Consider the following 19,454-nt stretch of genomic DNA (forward strand, 5'->3'; position numbering starts at 1 on the left):
AATATTTGAAGTACATTTTCATTATACCGCTGCCTTTAAAAGCGTTTCCATAGCAATTACAGTACATTTACTGGAGGAATCAAACCCTTTGAGCGCCCTTAGGCACTTTCCTCCCGGGGAAGGAGTTGTTCAGATGTTGGCAGGCTTGTATAAGCGGTATTTGGGTCGTTTTATTTTTCGCAAGCTGAATGTCGTTATTGGCTTAACGTTGCTGGCCGTTTTCATTTCACTTGGTTTACTGACCTATAATAAATTTTATCAATTGCTGGAGCGAAGAGAAGTGGAGCTGCTGAATACGAACACGGAGAAGCTGGAGCTAAACTTACTGGATATCGTCGACCGGTTCAAACGGGAAACCATCTCCATTTATAAAGATACAGTTGTCGGCCAGACGGTAGAAACCAATCAATATTTCCTTCCAGGCAACATCCCCTCCGAGGGAAACGAGCAGCAGAAATTACTCGAAAAGCGTTATTTTTCTACCGTATTATCACTCATGCTAAGCCGTAATCCCAAAGCTGACGCCTTCCTTTTTTACCGGGTACAGGATCAAAAGCTGTTTTTACAATCCGGTCCCAAGCAGCTTCAAGTGGATGATTCTTTTAACCTGCCCTTATTTTTCTCGTCGTTTCCTCAAAATTATGAAAATCCATACCTGGGACAAGCCGGTGGACTCTTTCAACCTACAGCAAATGCTGAGGAAACATTGATCTATTTTGCCAATCCCGTATTCGATCTCAAAAGCATCCGGCCCGATCAGGTATACGGCTACTATTTAATGATTCTCGACATGAAGTCTTTGAGCGATGCGGTGCTAGCCAAGCAGGATACGAAAAGCATGCTCACTATTAAGCATCAAGGCAAGCTGTTGTTTGAAAGCGATCCGCAAGGCGAGCGGGATAAAGATAGTAAGGGCAGCAGCCCTTATATAGAACATACGATTTCTTTAAAACAAAGCGGTCTTGAAATCACTGGAAGCAAAAGCAAATCAGATATTCAAGCTAAGCTGGGGGACATTGCTGTTTATATTATCCTTATTCTAGGCTTCAGTTGGGTGATATGTTTTGTGGCGATTTACAGTATCCAGAACATTATCGTGAAACGGCTAAAGCTAATGACCCGACATTTCAAAAAAGTACAAATCAACCCTTTCACCGAACCAATACAGGTCCAGGGCGAAGACGAAATTAATGATTTAATGATCGGTTTTAACCGTATGACATCCGAGCTGCAGCAATTCATTAACCGCGTATATGTAGCCGATATTCAAAAAAGGGACGCCGAATTCACCGCGATGAAAATGCAAGTGCACCCGCACTTCCTGTATAACACCCTTGAATCGCTGCGTATGCAGGCAGTCATAGGGGATCAGAATCTGCTTGCGGAAAAACTGTACCGGCTTGGCATTTTGTTTCGCTGGATGCTAAGGACTGCTGACGACGTAATTCCGATTCAGGAAGAGCTGCAATATACGGAGTATTTTTTGGATCTTTTAATGCTGGGAAAATCTAACCGTATCGCCATTCAGGTGGAGTCAGAACTGGATTTAAGCCATTGTCATATGCTCAAATTCAGCTTTCAACCAATCATCGAGAATGCCATTCAGCATGGTGAACTGGAGAAACAGGAGCAGCCCGTGATCGCTCTTCACATTGCCCGGCAGGCGGACGTGCTTGTCATCGAGCTGTCCAACAATGGACAACCCATAAATAAGGAAGCGCGAAAGCAGCTTCAGGAAAAGCTGGAACACCCAGACTACCTGCCTCAGGAGCATCTGGGCTTGAAAAACCTCCACGAGCGAATCAAAAACTATTGCGGCAGCGAATATGGACTATTCCTTGCCCCCGTCAGAGAAAATCATGACTTTGGAGTGGTTATTAAGCTGCCTTTTGAAATGCTGAAGGGAGTTAGTGGGCGATGATTAGGGAAATGAATGAAGATTGACCAATCGGCTTCTGCCGAAGGAGGGAATGTACCATGACCAAGCTGCTCATTGTGGATGATGACAGGTTTATTCGTGAAGGGTTAAAAAAGCTGATTGACTGGGATGAACTGGGCATCGAGATTGTTGGGGAAGCAGAAGGTGGCATAGAAGCATTGCGTCTTTTCGAAGAGCACTCCCCTCACATCATTCTAACGGATATTAGGATGCCTCAAGGCAGCGGCTTGGAGCTTATTGAACAGGTCCGGAGCCGGGGCTGGAATACTCAGTTTATTGTACTCAGCGGCTATAATGATTACGCTTATGTCAGACAGGCCATGAAATTTCAGGTGGAGGACTATTTACTGAAGCCGGTTGATCCCCATGAACTCAAAGAGATTATGAAAACCTGCTGTGAGCGCACCAGAAATCAGTGGCTGCACGAGCAGCTTCAGCGCGAATCGTTTCAATTGCTGCGTAACAACATATTACTGCGCTGGGTCAGCAACCGGATAGAGGCGGATCAGCTTCGGCAAAAACTGCGGTTTTTGGAACTGGATCTGCAGCAGGCCGATTTCTATCAGGCTGGCCTGATCTCTTGGCACGATCTGAAGGATGGGGAGCTCAGCCAAGCTGAGGAGCAGTTCCGTTCCTTTGCCATTTTAAACAGCATGCAAGAAGCGCTTCAGGCCGAGCATAAAGGCATTGCCTTTTTTAATGAACAAAAACAAATTGTTCTTTTGCTTCATGGCAGCTCAGATGCCGATAACGCTTCGGCCTATGCCCAGGTTAATTTGCTGTGGATGCGGGAAATTTCCGAACGATTCGCAGGTATCCTAAAAACACCCTGGTTCTGTACATTAGGCTCCGTGCAGCCGCAAGCGGATTGGCTCCATCTCTCCTATTCCGAAGCCAAGCGTCTTCACAAATGTATCGAACGGACTGGCGGTCCTTTATGTGTAGATGACAGCACTTTGGGGCGAGCTGCAGATGCCAATAAGATGGGTAGAGCCATCAATCAGGGCAATCAAACTGAAAAGCAAACCGAAGAACAAATTGGAGAGCAGAGCGAAGAGCAAATCGGAGAGCAAGCAACGAAGAGAAAAAATCGTCTTATCGTGCAAGTCGAAAGCTATCTGGAGGAGCATTATGCCAAGGAATTATCCTTAAAGCTTTTGGCAGCCCGATTTAGTGTAAACAACTTCTATTTAGGCCGCCTATTTAAAGAAGAAACGGACGAATATTTCAGCGATTACCTCAATCGGCTAAGAATGGATAAAGCGAAAGCATTGCTTAGACAAACTTCTTTAAAAGGATTCGAAATAGCCGCCCAGGTTGGATTTCTGGATCATAACTATTTTTTCCGCAAATTTAAGCAAATGACGGGGCTTTCGCCCACTGAATATCGGAATGGAGAGGATTTGGATGGATAAACATAGATCAAAAAGTGCTCCTTGGCATAGTTCCAATTGGCTTAGGCTGCACTATCGTAACGCTTAGCCGAATTACCATTTTCATTATGTATCGCTTAACCGAAACGGTCAATAATTTTTATCAAAGCACTGTTATAATCAGTTCATACTTACTAGGGTTAAGTGTTGAACTATGGGAGGGTAGACATGGCCATTCGAGTAAAATTAAGACAATTGTTAGAGCAGAAGCGGATTTCTCAACGGGAACTGGCAAGAATGACAGGACTTCGTGCAAGCACCGTCAACCATTTATGTTCCAATAATGTAGACAGAGTTTACTTGGAGACTTTGGAACTCGTATGTAAGACCTTAAACATCTCCATTGACAAATTAATAGAGATTGATTAATCTCTCCTTTAATCAACCAAACCACAAACAAAAAACCACCAAGCTTAAGATTTATAGCACTGGTGGCTTTGCAAGATTTCACCTTTTTAATCGTGGTGGTTCTCTTTTTATATTTGTAATAATGGTAATCATATATGCAATGATGGTAATTATTATTCTTTGTTCAAAATTGAAGTCAACTACTATAAATGCTATGGCTATGATAATTGGGGATGTTATTCTTGTTAGCTTCCTTTCCTTTTCAATAAAAATACTAAGGATTAGATGCAAAACAATAAATAAATAAGGAAAACAAATCATCATAGCAAGCATTGTTTTTTTTAGTAAGCTATACAGAATCTTCATCTTTTTATTAATCCTCCCATACCTCGCTCCAAAAAGCACGCTCCTATATTTATAGGTAGCTTTTGCTCCACCAAGATGGTCGATTGCAACTTAGCGCCTTTAAAATATTAATCTTTCTTTTTGTGATTTTTCATAAAATCTCTAACAGGCAAAAAAATCCCTAAAACTCCAATTAATATAAACAAAATTGAAAATTTGAAAACTTCATCTTCATTAAGTGGAGCATATCTGAGTCCAGTCCTTGACATCAGTGACAACTCACCACTTACTAGACCCACAACTCCTTTATATATAAAGAAAGCACCTGCTATTAGGGAAAGAATCCTATGCAAAGATTTTGGAATAATCGACAAAATTACACTTCCTTCTATTGATCCCTGCTGTATACAAGTCCCTGAGCGGTTCGAAATTCAATATTTTCATGAAGTCTTTTTGTCCCCCAACAATAGCAGAACCAAATGGAAAATATCCGAATGCCCCTAAGACCACATAATATTAATAATCTGATTTTTTTATGTACATACATAGGTTTATGTCCACTTTCATCCATATATCTAGAAGGATTATTCTCTTCTCTATCCATTCATTGTATCATCCGGCATCTTGATTGGATACTTCTGGAATAATATATGCCGCATTTGTTTTCATTAAATAATAGATAATGTTCACCAGCTTCCGCATGATGCATACAGTGGCCTGTTGTTTCGTCTTACCTGCCTTCAGTTTTTGTTCATAGTACTGATGAAAATATGGATTTCGCAGCTCTTTCTTCGTTCTGGTAACGGCCAAATGTCGAATCGCCAACTTTTATGATGTGGCATGCGGTTCCCGATTGCCCTGCTTGCTCTTGCAATTACGTGACTTATTTCCCGAGCCGGCCTTGACAGGTGCTATTCCGGCGAACTGAGCCAGTTTGTCCGGTTAGCAAAGTGATGAATGTCCCCAATCTCCGCCACAAGCTCCGCTGAGGTGACCAGATCAATCCCTGTCATCGTCACCAGTATAAGGACTCGACCAAAGTACAAGAATTATGGCCAGGGTAATGATGACGACTACGGGGAGTTTTATGCCCAATCGTGGCCATATTCACCCAGTCTTTTTTCCTTGTAATTGAGCAGAAGCCTATGGAAAAGCGGGACAACGACACCTTACTCACCGAGAGAACTAACTATGTATTATTAAATCAAGGGAAAGCGCGAAGCACTACGCCGCGGCGCAAAAAAAGAACCTTATGAGGGTTAGTCGTAAGGTGGTTTTTGAATATTTATTTTGTAACCAATACTGCTCCGAATAGATCAGGCTTGAACCCTTGTGGCCAAATTGTCAGTGTATCATACTTCGCACCATTCAGATTCGCTTCATCTAACCCACTACAGTTCATAATTGCACCTAAAAGTATCGCGTCTTCAAAGCTAGCATTCTCCAGTTGTGCATCTGTAAAATCAGCGAAACTTAGATTGGTTTTATTAAAGCTAGCATAATAGCATCTCGCTCTATGCAATACTGCCTTATGCAAATTAGCACCATTAAGGCTGCACAATATCATTGAGGCATCGGAAAAATTTGCCTTACTAAGATTAGCACCATTCAGTTCAGCATTCCGCAAGTCAGCTTTAACAAGACTTGCATTAAATAATGAACGCTCATTGAGAATTGCTCGATGAAAATTAAATTCATCTAATATTGCATTATCAAGCGTTTCAAGATTAATTGTTATGGGTTCATCCAACGAATGACTGAATATTTTTATCATTGCCTGCCTCCTATCTATTGTCCCAGTCCTTAGGATCAATCTTTAGGTTTTCCCAAGAAATGTATTGATTACTTCTTCGGTTTGGCTAAGGATATTCTCTTTTCAGAACATCCACTCTATTGACTTAGGTCAATCGCAAGGTGGTCAATAGAAAATACTATTTCAAAGGTTTATATTTTTTAATTGTGCTTTCAATTCCCAACCGCTTGGTTTTGACTTTTGGTTAAACCAATTGGCACCCTCTGATAACCAAGCTTTTCTATACTCCTCAAAGGTCATACCTCTATCATCATCATCAAAGCCTGATTGAAAACCACAACACGGACAAATATTATACATTGGTTTACCATCCGATGTATATTGCGGAGATTCTAGTTTATTTCCACAAACCAAACAGAAGTTCACAGTATCCACCCTTTCTTTAGTAGCTATTGACTATCGAAGTAACCTTAACCTCTAGTCAGCTTAAACATAGTTCCTTACTCAACATTATTGTGCAATACTTCAAAATCATTTGTGGATTTTCTGTAAAATCAATCCCTGTTTGTGTTTGCAAGCATAAAGGATTCCACTTGGTTACCACTTTGAAAGAGTATTTCCTTCAAGGTCCTTACGTGATTAATTACAGACTAATGTTACATTTCTGTTAGCAAATATATCTTCTAATTGGCGAAAGAAACTGTCACACTCTACCCACTTACTACTTGCGTTAATCAAATAAATGACAAATGGTGGTGTTGCTCCAAACCCTCCACAAAGACAATCCCCAAGACTTTGTAAATCATAACCATAGTAACCACCCGGACCATTAATGGCCTCACCTAATGCACAAAAGAAATCAATCGAATCTGTTACATTTGTTGCATCAATATAGTATTTCCCATTCTGTTGATCTTGAAAATTATGATTTGTGTTGTAGTACAATCGGGCAACTTCTAACCATCCTATTCGTAGTTTTTTTGATAACGTTGTCCATATGTTACTTTTAGAAAGTAACGATCTTCGCATATCCCAAATCGCCAAACTATCTTCCGTTGCTATTTGTAACAATGCTCCAACGAATTCAAGCTTAATCAAACCTTCACCAAACCCAGACCTATGATAGTAATGAGGTTCTTTTAAAACATAATAGTACGCCCCTATTGGAGTCCCTTCATTGTTTAATATAGTTAGATATAAATTATTAATATATGTTTTGTTTTTCTTACAATACTCCACAAATTTCTCATTAAATCGAAAATTTACTAGAGTAATTTTATGGAAATCCTCATCGTCAATTTTCTCAATACAACTTCCAGTCAACCCAATCAAATCAGAGGAATTGCCAATAGTCAAGCCATTTTCAGCATCTATTAAAGAAAATTTATTAATCATCTAGCCTCTATCCCCTTTATAAAGCATCATATGCAACTTAAAGCTTTGTTTCAACAAAACTACTTTCTCTTTTTGAAGTGATTTTATTCATATAAAACGATTGAGCTGCTTGTTTATCTAAATTTTCCGCCATAGTGGTTACTTCACACATAAGTGAAATATGCCGTGCCATCCAAAGTGAAATATCAAACATACGGTCATTAAATACCTCTTGCAATGAATCAGTAGTTGTTGCTTCTAGCAAATAGTGATATTCTTGCCACTTTCCATTGTTTAATTCTTTTAATTCAATTTTTCAAAGCCAAAAATCTCAGCGTAACCAACCCAATCATAGGGTTCATCTTCTATATTTTCATATCTTAAAGTAGGTATGTTTAGTCCTTTCTCTATTTTTGAGCCTAAGTCTTTTAAAGTGTCATTATATTGAATAAAAACTTTTGAGTAAGCACCATGTACTTTTTCCGCTCTCTCCATTGTACCCTCCTATTTACTTTTTCTGGCCAGCAAGTCATTTCCCTTTAAATATCTTACATCTGTTGTTTACTTACAAGAGGAATTCTGAAAACCGGAATAAGGAAGATATGGGGGGGGATTGAATGAAATAAAAAACGCCCCCCTTCCACCTGTTAGGCGGTTTGGGAAGCGTTGTAACTGCTTGACTTCAAAATGAATGGCGTCTTAGAAATTTTACCGCAAACACGACTGCAGCGGACGGTTCTGCCTCTCTTAGATGTTCAGCGCCAGCGAGCGAGGCTGACGGCAAGGCGCATTTTATCACCTTCAGCCCTTGATGGCTCCGATCGTCGTACCCGAAATAAGCTGCTTCTGGAACAAGGTATAGAACAAAATAACCGGCACCATCGTAATGACCGATCCGGCGAACAGCGTGACCCAGTCAGCTTGATACATCATCTTGATATACAAATTGCTGATCCCGACCGCGATCGGGTATTTTTTCTCATCCGAAATAAATAACAGTGGGGCCAAGTAACTGTTGTACACGCCAAGAAAATTGAAAATGTTGATGGCGACAATGCCAGGCTTGCACATCGGCAGCAAGATGCTGAAAAAGGTTCTGGAATAAGAGCAGCCGTCCATATACGCACTTTCTTCCATCTCATGGGGAATCGTTTTCATAAACCCTGTCAGAATAAAGATGGAGAACGGAATGGCTGACGCAGTCAAGTAAATGCATAGCCCCCACAAGCTGTCGGTCAACTTCAATTGTTTCATTAAAATAAATTGCGTTGTAATCGCGTTGATCCCCGGCAGCATCATACTAAGCGTGATCATCCAGAAGATGATCCTGTTCAGCTTGAATTTGAATCTGGCAAGGATATAGGAAGCCATCCCCGCCAATGCGGTGGATAACAACAAGGTAACCGCCAAAATAAACACCGTGTTGCCCATATACATCATGATGCCGGCGCTCTTCCAGGCTTTTGCGTAGTTGTTGAATTGCAGCTTGCTTGGCAATGCCCATATATTCATAAAAAATTCCTGATTTGTTTTCAACGATTCGTATAAGAACCAAAACAGCGGCAGGATGATTAAAATCGCCCAGAACAACAAAATGATTCTGATGACGACATCCCAAACATTATGCTTGATTTTCATCGATTTTTCCTCTCCATCATCGAAGCTGACTAATACTGCACGGATTCACGCTTCATCGCCTTCGTTAAAATAAAGGTGACAAGCAAGCTGATAAAGAAGGTTACAACCCCGATCGCGGACGCATAGCCGAAAGCCGGTACAAACTGACCTGTCGAGCCAATAAGTCTAGGCATAATATAACTGATCATATAAGAACCGAGCAGTTCGGTTGAACCCAGAGGACCGCCTCCTGTCGTTGCCATAATCAGTTGGAACGAGCCGAAGACATTGATAATCGCAAAAATAAACGATACCTGAATCATATCCCACACGAGTGGAATGGTGATCTTAAACGTTTGCACCCATTTTCCGGCGCCGTCTATATCGGCAGCTTCATATAAAGTTACGGGAATGCCATTGATGGCGGCCATCATTAACACCATATAAAAGCCGACGCCGGCCCACACCTGAGGAAGAATGAGCGCCAAGAGGGCCGTGTCCGTATTGCCGAGCCAAGGGAAGTTTTCCAGTTGACTGATGCTGAGAAAGCTGATAAAGCTGTTTAAAATCCCGTTTCGGGGACTGTAAATAAAAATCCACAACAGTCCGATCAGCGATATCGCCATCACATTGGGAAAATAAAATAAGACCTTATAGAATCCGGATTCCTTATATTTCCTCTGCGTCAACACAATGGCGAAAAAGGTAGCGAGCCCAAACGTTAAAATAGGGATGGTGACAAGATAAATCAGGTTGTTCCACAGCGCATTGTAAAAATACTTGTCCTTAAAAAGGTCTATAAAGTTTTTCAAACCGATAAATTCCTTGATCGGCGATAAACCGTCCCACTTCAGCAGTGCATAATAAAAACTAAGTACGTTCGGATACAATATAAACAGGAAAAACAAAACAAGCGAAGGTGCCAAATATAACGTAATGACCATATTTTTTCGAAGCTTGACGTTGTTGCGCAATCTGCTCATTTCCAATCTGCTGCCTCCTAGCGAAAGATTGAGAATCCGAATAAAAGGTTACACACCCTACATTCGGATTCGTGTCGTATGATTAATTCAGCTTAACGCCCTCCGACTTCCGCCCAAGCCTTCTCAATTTCCGCATCCGCTTCGGCACCAACTTGCTCCGGAGTCTTGATGCCCATATATACTTCCAAATATCCGTTACTCATCACTTTATTCTCCGCATCCGGATATTTAGGATTGGCCGTAAGCTTATCCGGAGGCAGCATAGAGAATGCCAAGTTCAGTTCCACGTTGCTTGAGAGCAGTGTCATCACTTCCCGATTAAACGGGCTGGCCAGCTGCAGCATCGATTCGTCAATCTGCATCGACTTCATGACCGGAATGCCGCCATTTTGGATAAACTTGCCTTGAACTGCCTTGCTGTAGTAATAACGGATGAATTCCTTCGTCCATTTTTTGCTCAAGTCCGGCTTCTTCTCATACATCCAAAGTCCGATGGCAAAGCCTTGAATATACCGGGTTGTAACAGGCTTATCATTTATAGGCTGTAACATAAAGCCGTATTGGAAATCTGCCGGCGCCGAATTTTTCATTTCATTCTCGATCCAGCTGCCGGTAGGAATCATCGCTGCTTTGCCTTGCAGGAATTCCATCTGACTTTGCGTATGATCGAGCGCTTCCGTCCCTTTCAGGAAGTACCCTTTATCCTTTAGTTGCTTGAGCTTGACCAATGGTGAGAGGTTGGCAGGGTCAGAGTAAATCCCTTTCTCCCTCTTGACGTACCTGTCCAGCCAACCGTCGTGATAAATAGCCGCCATATTCGTCATCCAAGGCAAATATCCTACAGTGCCTCCGAATGCGAACGGAACCGTTTTGCCCGAGTTTTTGATCGTTTCGCACAGCTTCAGGAATTCGTCCCATGTCTTCGGATTTTCATTCCAGCCGTTTTCCACGAACATCTTCTTATTATAAACGATCCCGATCAGTGACAAATCAAGCGGTATGAGCCTTAGCTTGCCGTCATACATGTACAGGTTCTTCGCGGATTCCATTAAATCTGCGCCAAATTTGACATCTTTATTGTCCCATGTCGGCAAATCCAGGACATCGGTCAAATCTTCGACCAAACCGCCTTTGATCATGCTGGTGTTAAAACCGTATTTGCCAAGTACGAGGTCGAACATGTCGTTATCATCGTTTGCTGCAACTTTCGCAGAGACGATATCGTTAATTTTCGGACTAGCCGTCAGTTCGATCTTGACATTCGGGTACATCTCCATAAATTTCGCAACGGCGAATTCGTACATCTCCTTGCCGTATCCTTGATCAGCTGCGGCAATTTTAAGCGATACTTTGTCATCCTTCGATAATCCGTTGTCGTACAGGTTATCTTTCGGCTGTTCGGCTTCCTTTCCCTGATCTGTCAGGTTTGACGTCGGGTCGCTCTTTTCCCCGTCTTTCACCTCTTTACCGCTGCCGCATCCCGCAAGTACGCTGACGATGAGCAGCAAAACAGCTACAACAAGCACAACTGTTTTTTTGGAACTTTTCATGCTTTGGCCCCCCTCTGATATGCATTATATTGTGAACGATTTCATTATACGTGGCTTCCATTCCCGATTTCTTAACCTATCGTATGTTTGGCTTAACCAAACGTATATTTCATTGACTTTACAACGAATCCTATATTATATATAATAAAAAACCTCAATAACTACGCAGTTTTCTGCATAATTTTGAGGTTCTTGATTCCTATCATAATCCGCGACTATCGGTTCACTTGCTTATATTCTCTAGGAGTCAAAGACGTAATTTGTTTGAATGTTCTGTTGAAATGGGTTACATTTTCAAATCCCGACTTACTGCATATATCAATAATTTTATTATCCGTCTTTTTCAGATACTCTTTGGCCCTGGACACTCTCAGTTCGTTCAAATATCGGGTAAACGACTTGTTAGTAACACTCTTGAATACCATGCAAAAATTAGAATAACTAAGGAGCGATAATTTCACGGCATCTTCCAAATATATTTTCTCTGTATAATGTTCCTCTAAATAATTCACGACCTTCAGTATCGAATCCCTCTGTTTATCGACAAGCGTAACCTTCTCCGGCGCATGATGTTCATAGGCTGCCTCCCTGCCTAGCATGGCAAGCAATTTCAGAATCATCGATTTGGTCATCAGCTCGAAACCCGGCTTCTTTTTATTGAATTCATACATAAAATCATTCAAAATGCTTTCCACATCGAATTCAAGCTTTCCGGATAAGCTTAATCTCGGTCTTACTACCATAAACGGCTCAATATACATAAAGTCCAAGAACGATTTAACATCCGCATCGTTTCTAAAGCTTTGGTTAATAAATTCCGGTTTGAATTCGAGCTCGATCGCCTCGCAGGGCACATTGTCACAAGTGGCAACGCTGTGAGGGGTATATGGAGGGATGACAAACACATCGCCTTTAACCAAATCAAACTCCTTATTATTAATTCGATGCTTTAGTTTGCCTTTCGAAATATAATAAATTTGGAAATATTCATGCCGGTGCAGGATTCCATCGAAATTTTCCAGAGCTACGTTTTGAATAAAAAACGGATAATCTCCATGTTTGTTTTCGTCAAGTGTAAAGAGCAATATATTCCGATGCTCCTCTATGTCAAATTGATTGAATCGCATGTAACCCCCCCTGACTATGTATACATTTTATCCCAATATGTTATAGCATAACGCAATGAGAAAGTAAGCGCTCTCTAAAATTATTTTATCACAAATTGGGATATTTTCTAGTTTTTTTAACTATGTACTTTCTATAATGTCAAACAAAACCGGGGGAATCCCCCGGTTTTAATTCCATTCTATGGCATCATTCATCACACGCCGATTAAACCAGCAGGCCCGACGACAGTCTCCACGCCCGGCACCGCCGGACAAGCTCCCTCAATTGGCTGCGCGTTAAAGCATCCTGGCTGACGAGTCCGGCTCTGAGAACGCCGTCTTCCGGAGCGACGTATTTGATCGGCACGTAATAGTTATTCATTTTCTCGGCAGTAGCCTCAATGGTGAGCCAAGCGTCATCCGCTCCCTTGTGGTCATTGTTCAGCAGCGAAGTATGATATACAACGAACTCGGTCATCAATCGCATCGTGTCAATTCCGTACAGCAGCATACGCCGGTCCTCTCCGAGACGCACCTCGTACTGCTGCTCGGATAATTGCTGTATGCTAAGCTCTTGTGGATTCACTGCTCGTTTATATTCGTTCCTTGGCGTGAATACGGCTTCCGCCTTCTCTTTCATTCTGGCTTTGTCAATCCATAACAACGCTTCTTCCAACAAAATTAACGATTCGCGCCCCTTCTCTGCCGCGGTCTGTTGAGTCTGAAAGTGACCTCCAACGGCTAGCTGCGTATCGGGGGGCGCTCCGTCCCATGCAAGCAAGAGCGACAATATACTATCCAGCTTCCAAGCGCGCCAATCGGCAATGTCGTACCACGCTTGCTCTATGCGCAAATATGCCTCACTCATCATACCGGCATAGGGACCATACCAGCGGTCAAAGTATTCCGAAATGTAGCTATCGCTATCGGTGTCAACGTCCCATGTCATCTGGGCATACAAATGTTGCGTAAGCGTTCGTACCCCCCAGTTGATCATTGGCACATGCATGTAAGTGGCGCCGCGTACCCCCATGCGGTGATAGACAGGAATCTCGCGAACGATACGTTTCGTAAACAGCAACGGAAGATCTTCAAATTTGGAAACGTTGTAATACTCGCTGATCGTGACCGGAAATTCGACACGTTCATTCAGCCAGCTTTCCAAGGCGGTTCGGTAGTGTACGTTATCCGGACATTCGCAATCGTCAAAATCATGTGCATAGCAGCGGTTGATTGGAGCATAGACGACACGATCTCCCGACTGCCGCAAGTTGTCGGATACCGGACGATCTGGCCCGAATAACGAGTCGGTACCCTCATAGCCGCACAGGATGAGCTTGACTTCGTGTCCGATCTCCCCGTTCCGGCGCGCTTCGTCAATCGATCGCCGAAGCGCGCTAATAAGATTTAGCAAGGCGTCTGTACTGCCGCCTAGTTTCTCGCAATCCGCGCACATACATGAATTCCCCCAAGTGTCGAAGCCCCACACATCGATTAAATCAGCTTCTTTCCACTCCGCCTTCACACGATTTACCAGAGCCGCACCTAAATATTGCAGAAGATCCGGTCGCGATACGCAGAACTGCGTATTAAGCGCCTCTTCCTTCGTGCGCTTGCCGCTAGCGGGCATTCCATACCATTCCGGATGCCTCTCCCATATCGTCCCCCCCTCTGCAAGGCTGCGATCGGGATCCAGGAGCGCTTCGAATATATGTCCACCAATCTTGAACACCATACCCAGCTTGCGACAAAGCGCCACTGTGGAAGGGCGATAAGACACCACATTGAGCCTGTTTCTCGACATCCACACGAAAAATGCCGCCGATTCTTGCGAGGTGTACTCAAACTCGAACCCGCGACCAAGCGACATCGCCGGTTTGCATGAAACGGCGCTTTCGGGAAGCGTCCAGTCGCCGACTCGTTCCGGCGGCGCGACTTCTCCCGCTTCACCTGGGGCATACCAGCGCCATCCCTGATAGCGCAACAGCTCATATGCGCCATAGAGCAGTCCCGCTCTCCCCATGCCGGTAATGACGATGCCTGCGCCGTCCGGTTCAAGCAAGAACGAATCGTCTACACTTGCAGGATTCGCAACCGCAAGCTCGATGAAGCGGCCTGTTGCCGGTCTCTTCTCTGCATAATGAACAGCAGTGTTAACGATCGTCCGGCTTATGCAGCGCTTCAGCTCGGTCGCAGCGTATGCGATCGTGCAGCGCGCCGCCCGCAAAGCTTCCCGCCTGAAGTCAATGTCCGCCTCCTCGTTCGCCCAGTAAGGGATAAGCTTCTCCGCATCCGCAATCGGTACGACAATCGTCAATTTATTGTTAGTATCGCCACTCATATCTACCAAGTCCTCCAGCCAAATGATAGGCGGTCGGACAGGACTTCCTTCGTCCGACCGCCTTACAATCACTTATTTATACTACTCAATCTTATAAACAGCTACATCATCGAAAAAGACCTTTTCTCCGGGTTTCATATTCGAAATACAGAGATTAACGACTTGATCGGCAGGTTGCTCCCCTTCATAATCGGCCTTGATCTCGTATTCGAAATCATAATAGTTCCAATTCCCCTTATTCTGCTTCAGTGGGATCTGCTCGGACCTATTATATGGGAGATAATCTCCTGTATTATTCCTAACGCCAGCAATCCAGAAAATTTCACCTTCCGTTTCAGTATTCCCTGGCACGAAATAGTAGAAGGATGCCCGGTACTTACCCGGAGCGGCAGGCAATACTTGATAAAGACTCATGCCTCCCCATAAACCATCAGCCATCATGCTGTACTCTCCCGTAACAACAGGCACAGTAGACCGCTTCACATAAGACGGAGAAACAACATAGGAACTCCATAGAACTGGAACGTCACCATTGCCATCTTCAAAAGACGGATTGCCGATCAGATTTTTACTTTCGACCAAATGAACTGGGTTAAAATATTTCGTTTTCCAGGTGGCCCCCCCTCCCCAGCTGATCCAGTTTGTACCCCCGATATAATTACGGAAGAAAAAGCCTTGTAGGGTTCGGTTGTCATTCGGGTTATCTACGCCTATACTTGCGAATGGAATCACCTGAACAAGATTCCAGCGATCTTCATTCACAACCGCATTTGCTTCCCAGTTGCCGTCCGTCACCAACTTCAATCCTGTGTTCGTCTTTTCAATCACAAATTTAACAGCTTTGGGATTCGTAAAGAATCCTTTCATTCCTGCGTCTGGATCTGGTGTAATATAGGTTTCATTGGAATCATCGTAGCCGCTGCTCCACCATCCGTCATCCGCATTATCACTGATAACCAGTTTGTCACCCTCATTAATGAAGTTCTCATAGCCTACGTATAGATTCTCATCATCCCATAAGAGATACACCTTCGTTTTTACAGGCGGGCTGGCCTTTGTGTCCATGATCAGGAAATCGGAGAATGGCTCAGCTGCTGTCCAAGGACCGGCATGAAAATCCAGCGCATTCAGAATCGTTTCTTTGCCGGCATTTGTTTTGACTGCATAGGCCGATAGCTGCTCCGCGATGCCCTGGAATCCCGGAATCTGCTTCAAAAACGCTCTTAAAGCTCTGCGTACAGGCCCGTCCTCAGGCTCGTTGGTTACGTACGATTGCAGGACAGAAATCATTTGCCTCTGTATACCATCCCATATGCCGATAGATGAATCCGCTGAATCAAAAAGTTCGACAAATTCATTTATAAGCTGATTACGTTCCTGCCCCATTTGATAGCTGACCTTCACTTCATCCAACATCTTCATCGCAGCCTCTTCGGAAGTAGGTATAGCAGGTTTATCCTTCGGATAGCTCAAAGCAGATGCCTCGTAGAACTCAAATGCGCGCAGCAGCAGTTGAACTCTCTTCTTTTGAGGATCTGTGACTGCAAGCGCTGCAACTTTCTCCAGCAACTTACGGCTGTCAGCCAATTCTTCTTTGGTGATTTCCTTTAGATATCCATGTTTGGAAAAGTCTAAATAGTTGCTGCGCTTGTCTCTGTTTTTCCATTCCAGATACCACTCGGATTGGAACACGCGTGAAGTCCAGAATTCCTCCCAATGATCAAAATACTGCTTTAAATATGGCGCAGCAGCCTCACCTACCGCTCGCTTATACCATTGCTGCAGCAGAGCATCCACATCCTGGTCGGCATTCCACTCCAGCTTCGCAGCGACCCACGGTTTTGGCCCTTCTCCGAAGTTCGTAATCAGCTCTGCAACATGGGCAATAGCTCCATTTTCCTGCTCATATTTGTAGTTATCCGCCATCCGATGGACGTACGTTCTGGGAATATTGTATGGAGTCCCGTACAAATATTCATAATAACCAAGATTCGTCGCGGATTGAAGCCATCTCTCGGTCAAATCCTTCCCTGCGTTGCCCAGTTCAGGATCAGACCAGGTCAGCCGATCGTCGGTAATAAAAGGTACCACCTGCGGATTGAGCTTGAAGGAAGTTCCATCTTCGTTCACAGGAGGATCATACATTTCCCGGTAAGCCAGCACTCCAAAATATTTGCCCGGATACTCTTCGAGTACACCCTCGGCTATCTTATTAACCCAGGGGTAATAAATATCTGACATATTTGGAATCCCAACCGAATTGATCTTCGTTGTCGCTTCACAATATTCATACCCCAAATCATTAATAGCTAATGAATAGGAGGTATAGGACGGATTAGCTTGGAAGTGCTCTTTAATACGAGCAATCGCTGCCGCCGCCGTGTCATCATTGAAGCAAGGCTGCCAGCTTTCCAAGCTGGTCGGAACGACTCCGCCCACATAATATTCCGGATGATCCTTAAAAACTTTAGGATCGAACAATTCATACAAATTATGGTGCGTCATAAAATTGTAATCCGTTCGCAGAAATCTTTGCCATTTTTTCACTGCTTCTTTGTTACCGGAATACATATAGCGAGAGAGTGTTTTCGGCTGATCCGTTACAAGCGCTTGAGGAATAACTAATGTAGAGTTTTGCGGAACATCCTCGCCATCCGGTCCCGGCATCAACCAACTGATGCCAACATATCTTTCCAGAAATTCATAAACCCCAAATTCCAAACCACCCAAGTTGTTTCCTATAATCGATATTCTCCCGTCTTTTTGAGAGTCGATTATAAAACCTTGTTCATTCAGCTCACTCAACCATGCCTGATGTTGGTGGGCATCCTCCGTGCTGCTGCCTCCGATATAAATTTTTACGCCATCATAACCTGCCGGTTCCTCTGTGACAACCGGCAGCACGGCACCCGTAGCCTTTTGGACATATTCAACGAGCACCGTGGCTATCTCAGCCGGGGTCAAATAGTTCCAAGCGATACTTCTTTTGGTATCGGCATCTCCATCAAAGGGTAGCAGTACAATCTTCGCTTTACCTAGGCCGTCTTTCACAATAGTTTTCCCATTTACTGGAGGCGGGGTTTCAGTCGGCCCTGGTGTCCCGCCTGGATTTCCTCCTGGATTTCCGCCAGTATTCCCATCGCCAGATTGTGTCGCAGTTGAAGCCGGGCCGACCCCTTCCACCTTGCCAGGCTGTTTCTCAAAGGTCGAACCTTTCCCGTTTTCATTTATCTTTACACTTTCTATCGTTCCCGAACCGATTGCTTTCAGAATCGCATCCAGAACAAGCCTAGTAACAGCGGCTTTTTCATCTATTTTCAGAGTAGAGCCATCTGCTCCCTTTAGAACATGTATGTTTTTTATTGTGCCTGCCGTGAACTTCACCACGATTTTCGCAGCGGATACATCAACATTGTCGAACGATCCGTTCAACGTCACTTCGGCTCCTGCTTGCAGGGCAGCATCCAGCAGCACGTTCACAAATCCAGGACCTGATAACCTGGCTTCCTCCAACAAAGCTGCAGATTTTACTGTAACGGTTGTGATTTCGGTCATTCCTTCCGCAATAATGCGCACAGTTCCATGCTTCTTATCCACGATGACTTCGGATACTGCGCAATCTTTCAGATGGATGCTGTTTATCCCTCCACCTTGAACAGTAGTTGTTCCAAGTACCGTTACATGATCCAGGTACACATCCCCTTCTGCAATGCCTTCGGCCAGCAACAAATTTCCACTGATCTTCATGTTCTGCAAAGTTACACCAGGCGAATCGACAACGACATTTCCATTAATCGTACGCATACCTTGTGCCGGACCATATGTACCTGTCTCCTTGAAATCAAATGAAGCTTTTGATTTCAATACGCGATCCAATGTCACGACAAGTTCGGCGCGTGTAATGAAGGACTCCGGCCGGAAGCTGCCATCTTGATATCCTGACATGATGTTTGCCGCTGCGACGGCAGCAACAGCTCCCTTGCTCCACTGCGGAATCATATTAGCATCTGTAAATCCATTTGCGGCGGAAGTTTCCTTGGGTTCATCCCATCCAAGCAATCGATTGATGATGATTGCCGCTTCCTGCCTGCTGATCTGCAGATTGGCTCTGATGGTGCCATCCGCATATCCAACAACGTATTTAGCCTTGACCGCCTTTGCCACGTCATCGTATTCCCAGTTTGCGACCGATAAATCGGAGAAATCGATAGGAGCGGGATCATTGAAGCCAAGAGACCGATTGATCAGTACGATCGCCTCACTCCGGCCTATCGTACGGTCCGGTTGGAATGTCCCGTCCGGATAACCTTGAATACGACCGGATGCCGTCCACTCCTGTATCGCCTGCTCTGCCCAGTGGCCGTCTATATCCGGGAACTGCGAATAGGATAAGGAGGACTTACCAGCCGAGTTCGTTTCCGCACTGGAAACGGTGGCGATTGCAGAACCAAAAGTAGAATAAATAAGACTAATGGTCAAAAACAGAATGAATATTCTACCGGATTTTCGTTTCGTAATCATATTGCTCCTCCTTTTAGTAATTTTGATGAACACATTTGCAGATAAGGCCGATGGACCGAAAAGACACCCCCAAAGGCTCCCCCCTTTCTAGTCGGTTCCATTTGAAATGATCCTGATAACGGTTCCATTTTATGACTTATTCAC

General features: G+C 43.9%; 15 protein-coding genes and 1 pseudogene. 3 read left to right on the plus strand and 13 right to left on the minus strand.

The window, feature by feature from the left end; all coding sequences use genetic code 11:
• Nucleotides 1-133: 133 nt before the first annotated feature.
• The 3 genes from J2Z66_RS01255 (at nt 134) to J2Z66_RS01265 (ending at nt 3,741) form a co-directional block, all read left to right on the plus strand.
• The gene (locus tag J2Z66_RS01255; protein ID WP_209968890.1) at nt 134-1,921 is read left to right on the plus strand and encodes a sensor histidine kinase; all 1,788 of its coding nucleotides are present in this window, start codon (nt 134-136) and stop codon (nt 1,919-1,921) included.
• 56 nt (nt 1,922-1,977) lie between these two features.
• Nucleotides 1,978-3,354 carry a response regulator transcription factor gene (locus J2Z66_RS01260; protein WP_209968892.1) on the plus strand — a complete coding sequence of 459 codons (1,377 nt, stop codon included), beginning with the start codon at nt 1,978-1,980 and terminating at the stop codon, nt 3,352-3,354.
• A 186-nt stretch (nt 3,355-3,540) separates the two neighbouring features.
• The gene (locus tag J2Z66_RS01265) at nt 3,541-3,741 is read left to right on the plus strand and encodes a helix-turn-helix domain-containing protein (protein ID WP_209968895.1); all 201 of its coding nucleotides are present in this window, start codon (nt 3,541-3,543) and stop codon (nt 3,739-3,741) included.
• A gap of 452 nt (nt 3,742-4,193) precedes the next feature.
• On the opposite strand, the gene J2Z66_RS01270 is transcribed toward J2Z66_RS01265, so the two are convergent.
• The 13 genes and pseudogenes from J2Z66_RS01270 to J2Z66_RS01325 form a co-directional block, all read right to left on the minus strand.
• Nucleotides 4,194-4,439 carry a hypothetical protein gene (locus tag J2Z66_RS01270; protein ID WP_209968898.1) on the minus strand — a complete coding sequence of 82 codons (246 nt, stop codon included), beginning with the start codon at nt 4,437-4,439 and terminating at the stop codon, nt 4,194-4,196.
• Nucleotides 4,440-4,677: 238 nt separating this feature from the next.
• Nucleotides 4,678-5,087, minus strand: a pseudogene (locus tag J2Z66_RS44275) (transposase); the annotation flags it as partial.
• 263 nt (nt 5,088-5,350) lie between these two features.
• Nucleotides 5,351-5,839, minus strand: a complete 489-nt coding sequence (locus J2Z66_RS01280) for a pentapeptide repeat-containing protein (protein ID WP_209968901.1) — start codon at nt 5,837-5,839, stop codon at nt 5,351-5,353.
• A gap of 162 nt (nt 5,840-6,001) precedes the next feature.
• On the minus strand, nt 6,002-6,244 hold the full coding sequence (locus tag J2Z66_RS01285; protein WP_209968904.1) for a hypothetical protein: 243 nt from the start codon (nt 6,242-6,244) through the stop codon (nt 6,002-6,004).
• Between the two features lie 213 nt (nt 6,245-6,457).
• The gene (locus tag J2Z66_RS42360) at nt 6,458-7,213 is read right to left on the minus strand and encodes a barstar family protein (protein ID WP_245375189.1); all 756 of its coding nucleotides are present in this window, start codon (nt 7,211-7,213) and stop codon (nt 6,458-6,460) included.
• A 37-nt stretch (nt 7,214-7,250) separates the two neighbouring features.
• Nucleotides 7,251-7,457, minus strand: coding sequence for a hypothetical protein (locus J2Z66_RS42365; RefSeq protein ID WP_245375190.1), 207 nt, complete (start codon nt 7,455-7,457; stop codon nt 7,251-7,253).
• 38 nt (nt 7,458-7,495) lie between these two features.
• Nucleotides 7,496-7,687, minus strand: coding sequence for a hypothetical protein (locus tag J2Z66_RS42370; RefSeq protein ID WP_245375191.1), 192 nt, complete (start codon nt 7,685-7,687; stop codon nt 7,496-7,498).
• A gap of 306 nt (nt 7,688-7,993) precedes the next feature.
• A complete protein-coding gene (locus tag J2Z66_RS01300) occupies nt 7,994-8,830 on the minus strand; it encodes a carbohydrate ABC transporter permease (protein ID WP_209968907.1) in 837 nt (278 codons plus the stop codon).
• Nucleotides 8,831-8,859: 29 nt separating this feature from the next.
• The gene (locus J2Z66_RS01305; protein WP_245375219.1) at nt 8,860-9,792 is read right to left on the minus strand and encodes a carbohydrate ABC transporter permease; all 933 of its coding nucleotides are present in this window, start codon (nt 9,790-9,792) and stop codon (nt 8,860-8,862) included.
• A gap of 92 nt (nt 9,793-9,884) precedes the next feature.
• Nucleotides 9,885-11,342: an extracellular solute-binding protein gene (locus J2Z66_RS01310; RefSeq protein WP_209968912.1), complete on the minus strand. Its 1,458-nt coding sequence runs from the start codon at nt 11,340-11,342 to the stop codon at nt 9,885-9,887.
• A 215-nt stretch (nt 11,343-11,557) separates the two neighbouring features.
• Nucleotides 11,558-12,469, minus strand: coding sequence for an AraC family transcriptional regulator (locus tag J2Z66_RS01315; RefSeq protein ID WP_209968915.1), 912 nt, complete (start codon nt 12,467-12,469; stop codon nt 11,558-11,560).
• A gap of 205 nt (nt 12,470-12,674) precedes the next feature.
• Nucleotides 12,675-14,789, minus strand: a complete 2,115-nt coding sequence (locus tag J2Z66_RS01320) for a DUF4838 domain-containing protein (RefSeq protein WP_209968918.1) — start codon at nt 14,787-14,789, stop codon at nt 12,675-12,677.
• An 81-nt stretch (nt 14,790-14,870) separates the two neighbouring features.
• Nucleotides 14,871-19,310, minus strand: coding sequence for a DUF4838 domain-containing protein (locus tag J2Z66_RS01325; RefSeq protein WP_209968921.1), 4,440 nt, complete (start codon nt 19,308-19,310; stop codon nt 14,871-14,873).
• Between the last annotated feature and the right edge of the window lie 144 nt (nt 19,311-19,454).

It is taken from the genome of Paenibacillus eucommiae, assembly GCF_017874215.1.
In the GTDB taxonomy this organism is placed as follows: domain Bacteria; phylum Bacillota; class Bacilli; order Paenibacillales; family NBRC-103111; genus Paenibacillus_AI; species Paenibacillus_AI eucommiae.

What these genes read in the sequence shown, in the direction of transcription:
- J2Z66_RS01255 (WP_209968890.1), top strand. Translation starts at nt 134, where the DNA reads ATGTTGGCAGGCTTGTATAAGCGGTATTTGGGTCGTTTTATTTTTCGC.
- J2Z66_RS01260 (WP_209968892.1), top strand. Translation starts at nt 1,978, where the DNA reads ATGACCAAGCTGCTCATTGTGGATGATGACAGGTTTATTCGTGAAGGG.
- J2Z66_RS01265 (WP_209968895.1), top strand. Translation starts at nt 3,541, where the DNA reads ATGGCCATTCGAGTAAAATTAAGACAATTGTTAGAGCAGAAGCGGATT.
- J2Z66_RS01280 (WP_209968901.1), bottom strand. Translation starts at nt 5,839, where the DNA reads ATGATAAAAATATTCAGTCATTCGTTGGATGAACCCATAACAATTAAT.
- J2Z66_RS42360 (WP_245375189.1), bottom strand. Translation starts at nt 7,213, where the DNA reads ATGATTAATAAATTTTCTTTAATAGATGCTGAAAATGGCTTGACTATT.
- J2Z66_RS42370 (WP_245375191.1), bottom strand. Translation starts at nt 7,687, where the DNA reads ATGGAGAGAGCGGAAAAAGTACATGGTGCTTACTCAAAAGTTTTTATT.
- J2Z66_RS01300 (WP_209968907.1), bottom strand. Translation starts at nt 8,830, where the DNA reads ATGAAAATCAAGCATAATGTTTGGGATGTCGTCATCAGAATCATTTTG.
- J2Z66_RS01305 (WP_245375219.1), bottom strand. Translation starts at nt 9,792, where the DNA reads ATGAGCAGATTGCGCAACAACGTCAAGCTTCGAAAAAATATGGTCATT.
- J2Z66_RS01310 (WP_209968912.1), bottom strand. Translation starts at nt 11,342, where the DNA reads ATGAAAAGTTCCAAAAAAACAGTTGTGCTTGTTGTAGCTGTTTTGCTG.
- J2Z66_RS01315 (WP_209968915.1), bottom strand. Translation starts at nt 12,469, where the DNA reads ATGCGATTCAATCAATTTGACATAGAGGAGCATCGGAATATATTGCTC.
- J2Z66_RS01320 (WP_209968918.1), bottom strand. Translation starts at nt 14,789, where the DNA reads ATGAGTGGCGATACTAACAATAAATTGACGATTGTCGTACCGATTGCG.
- J2Z66_RS01325 (WP_209968921.1), bottom strand. Translation starts at nt 19,310, where the DNA reads ATGATTACGAAACGAAAATCCGGTAGAATATTCATTCTGTTTTTGACC.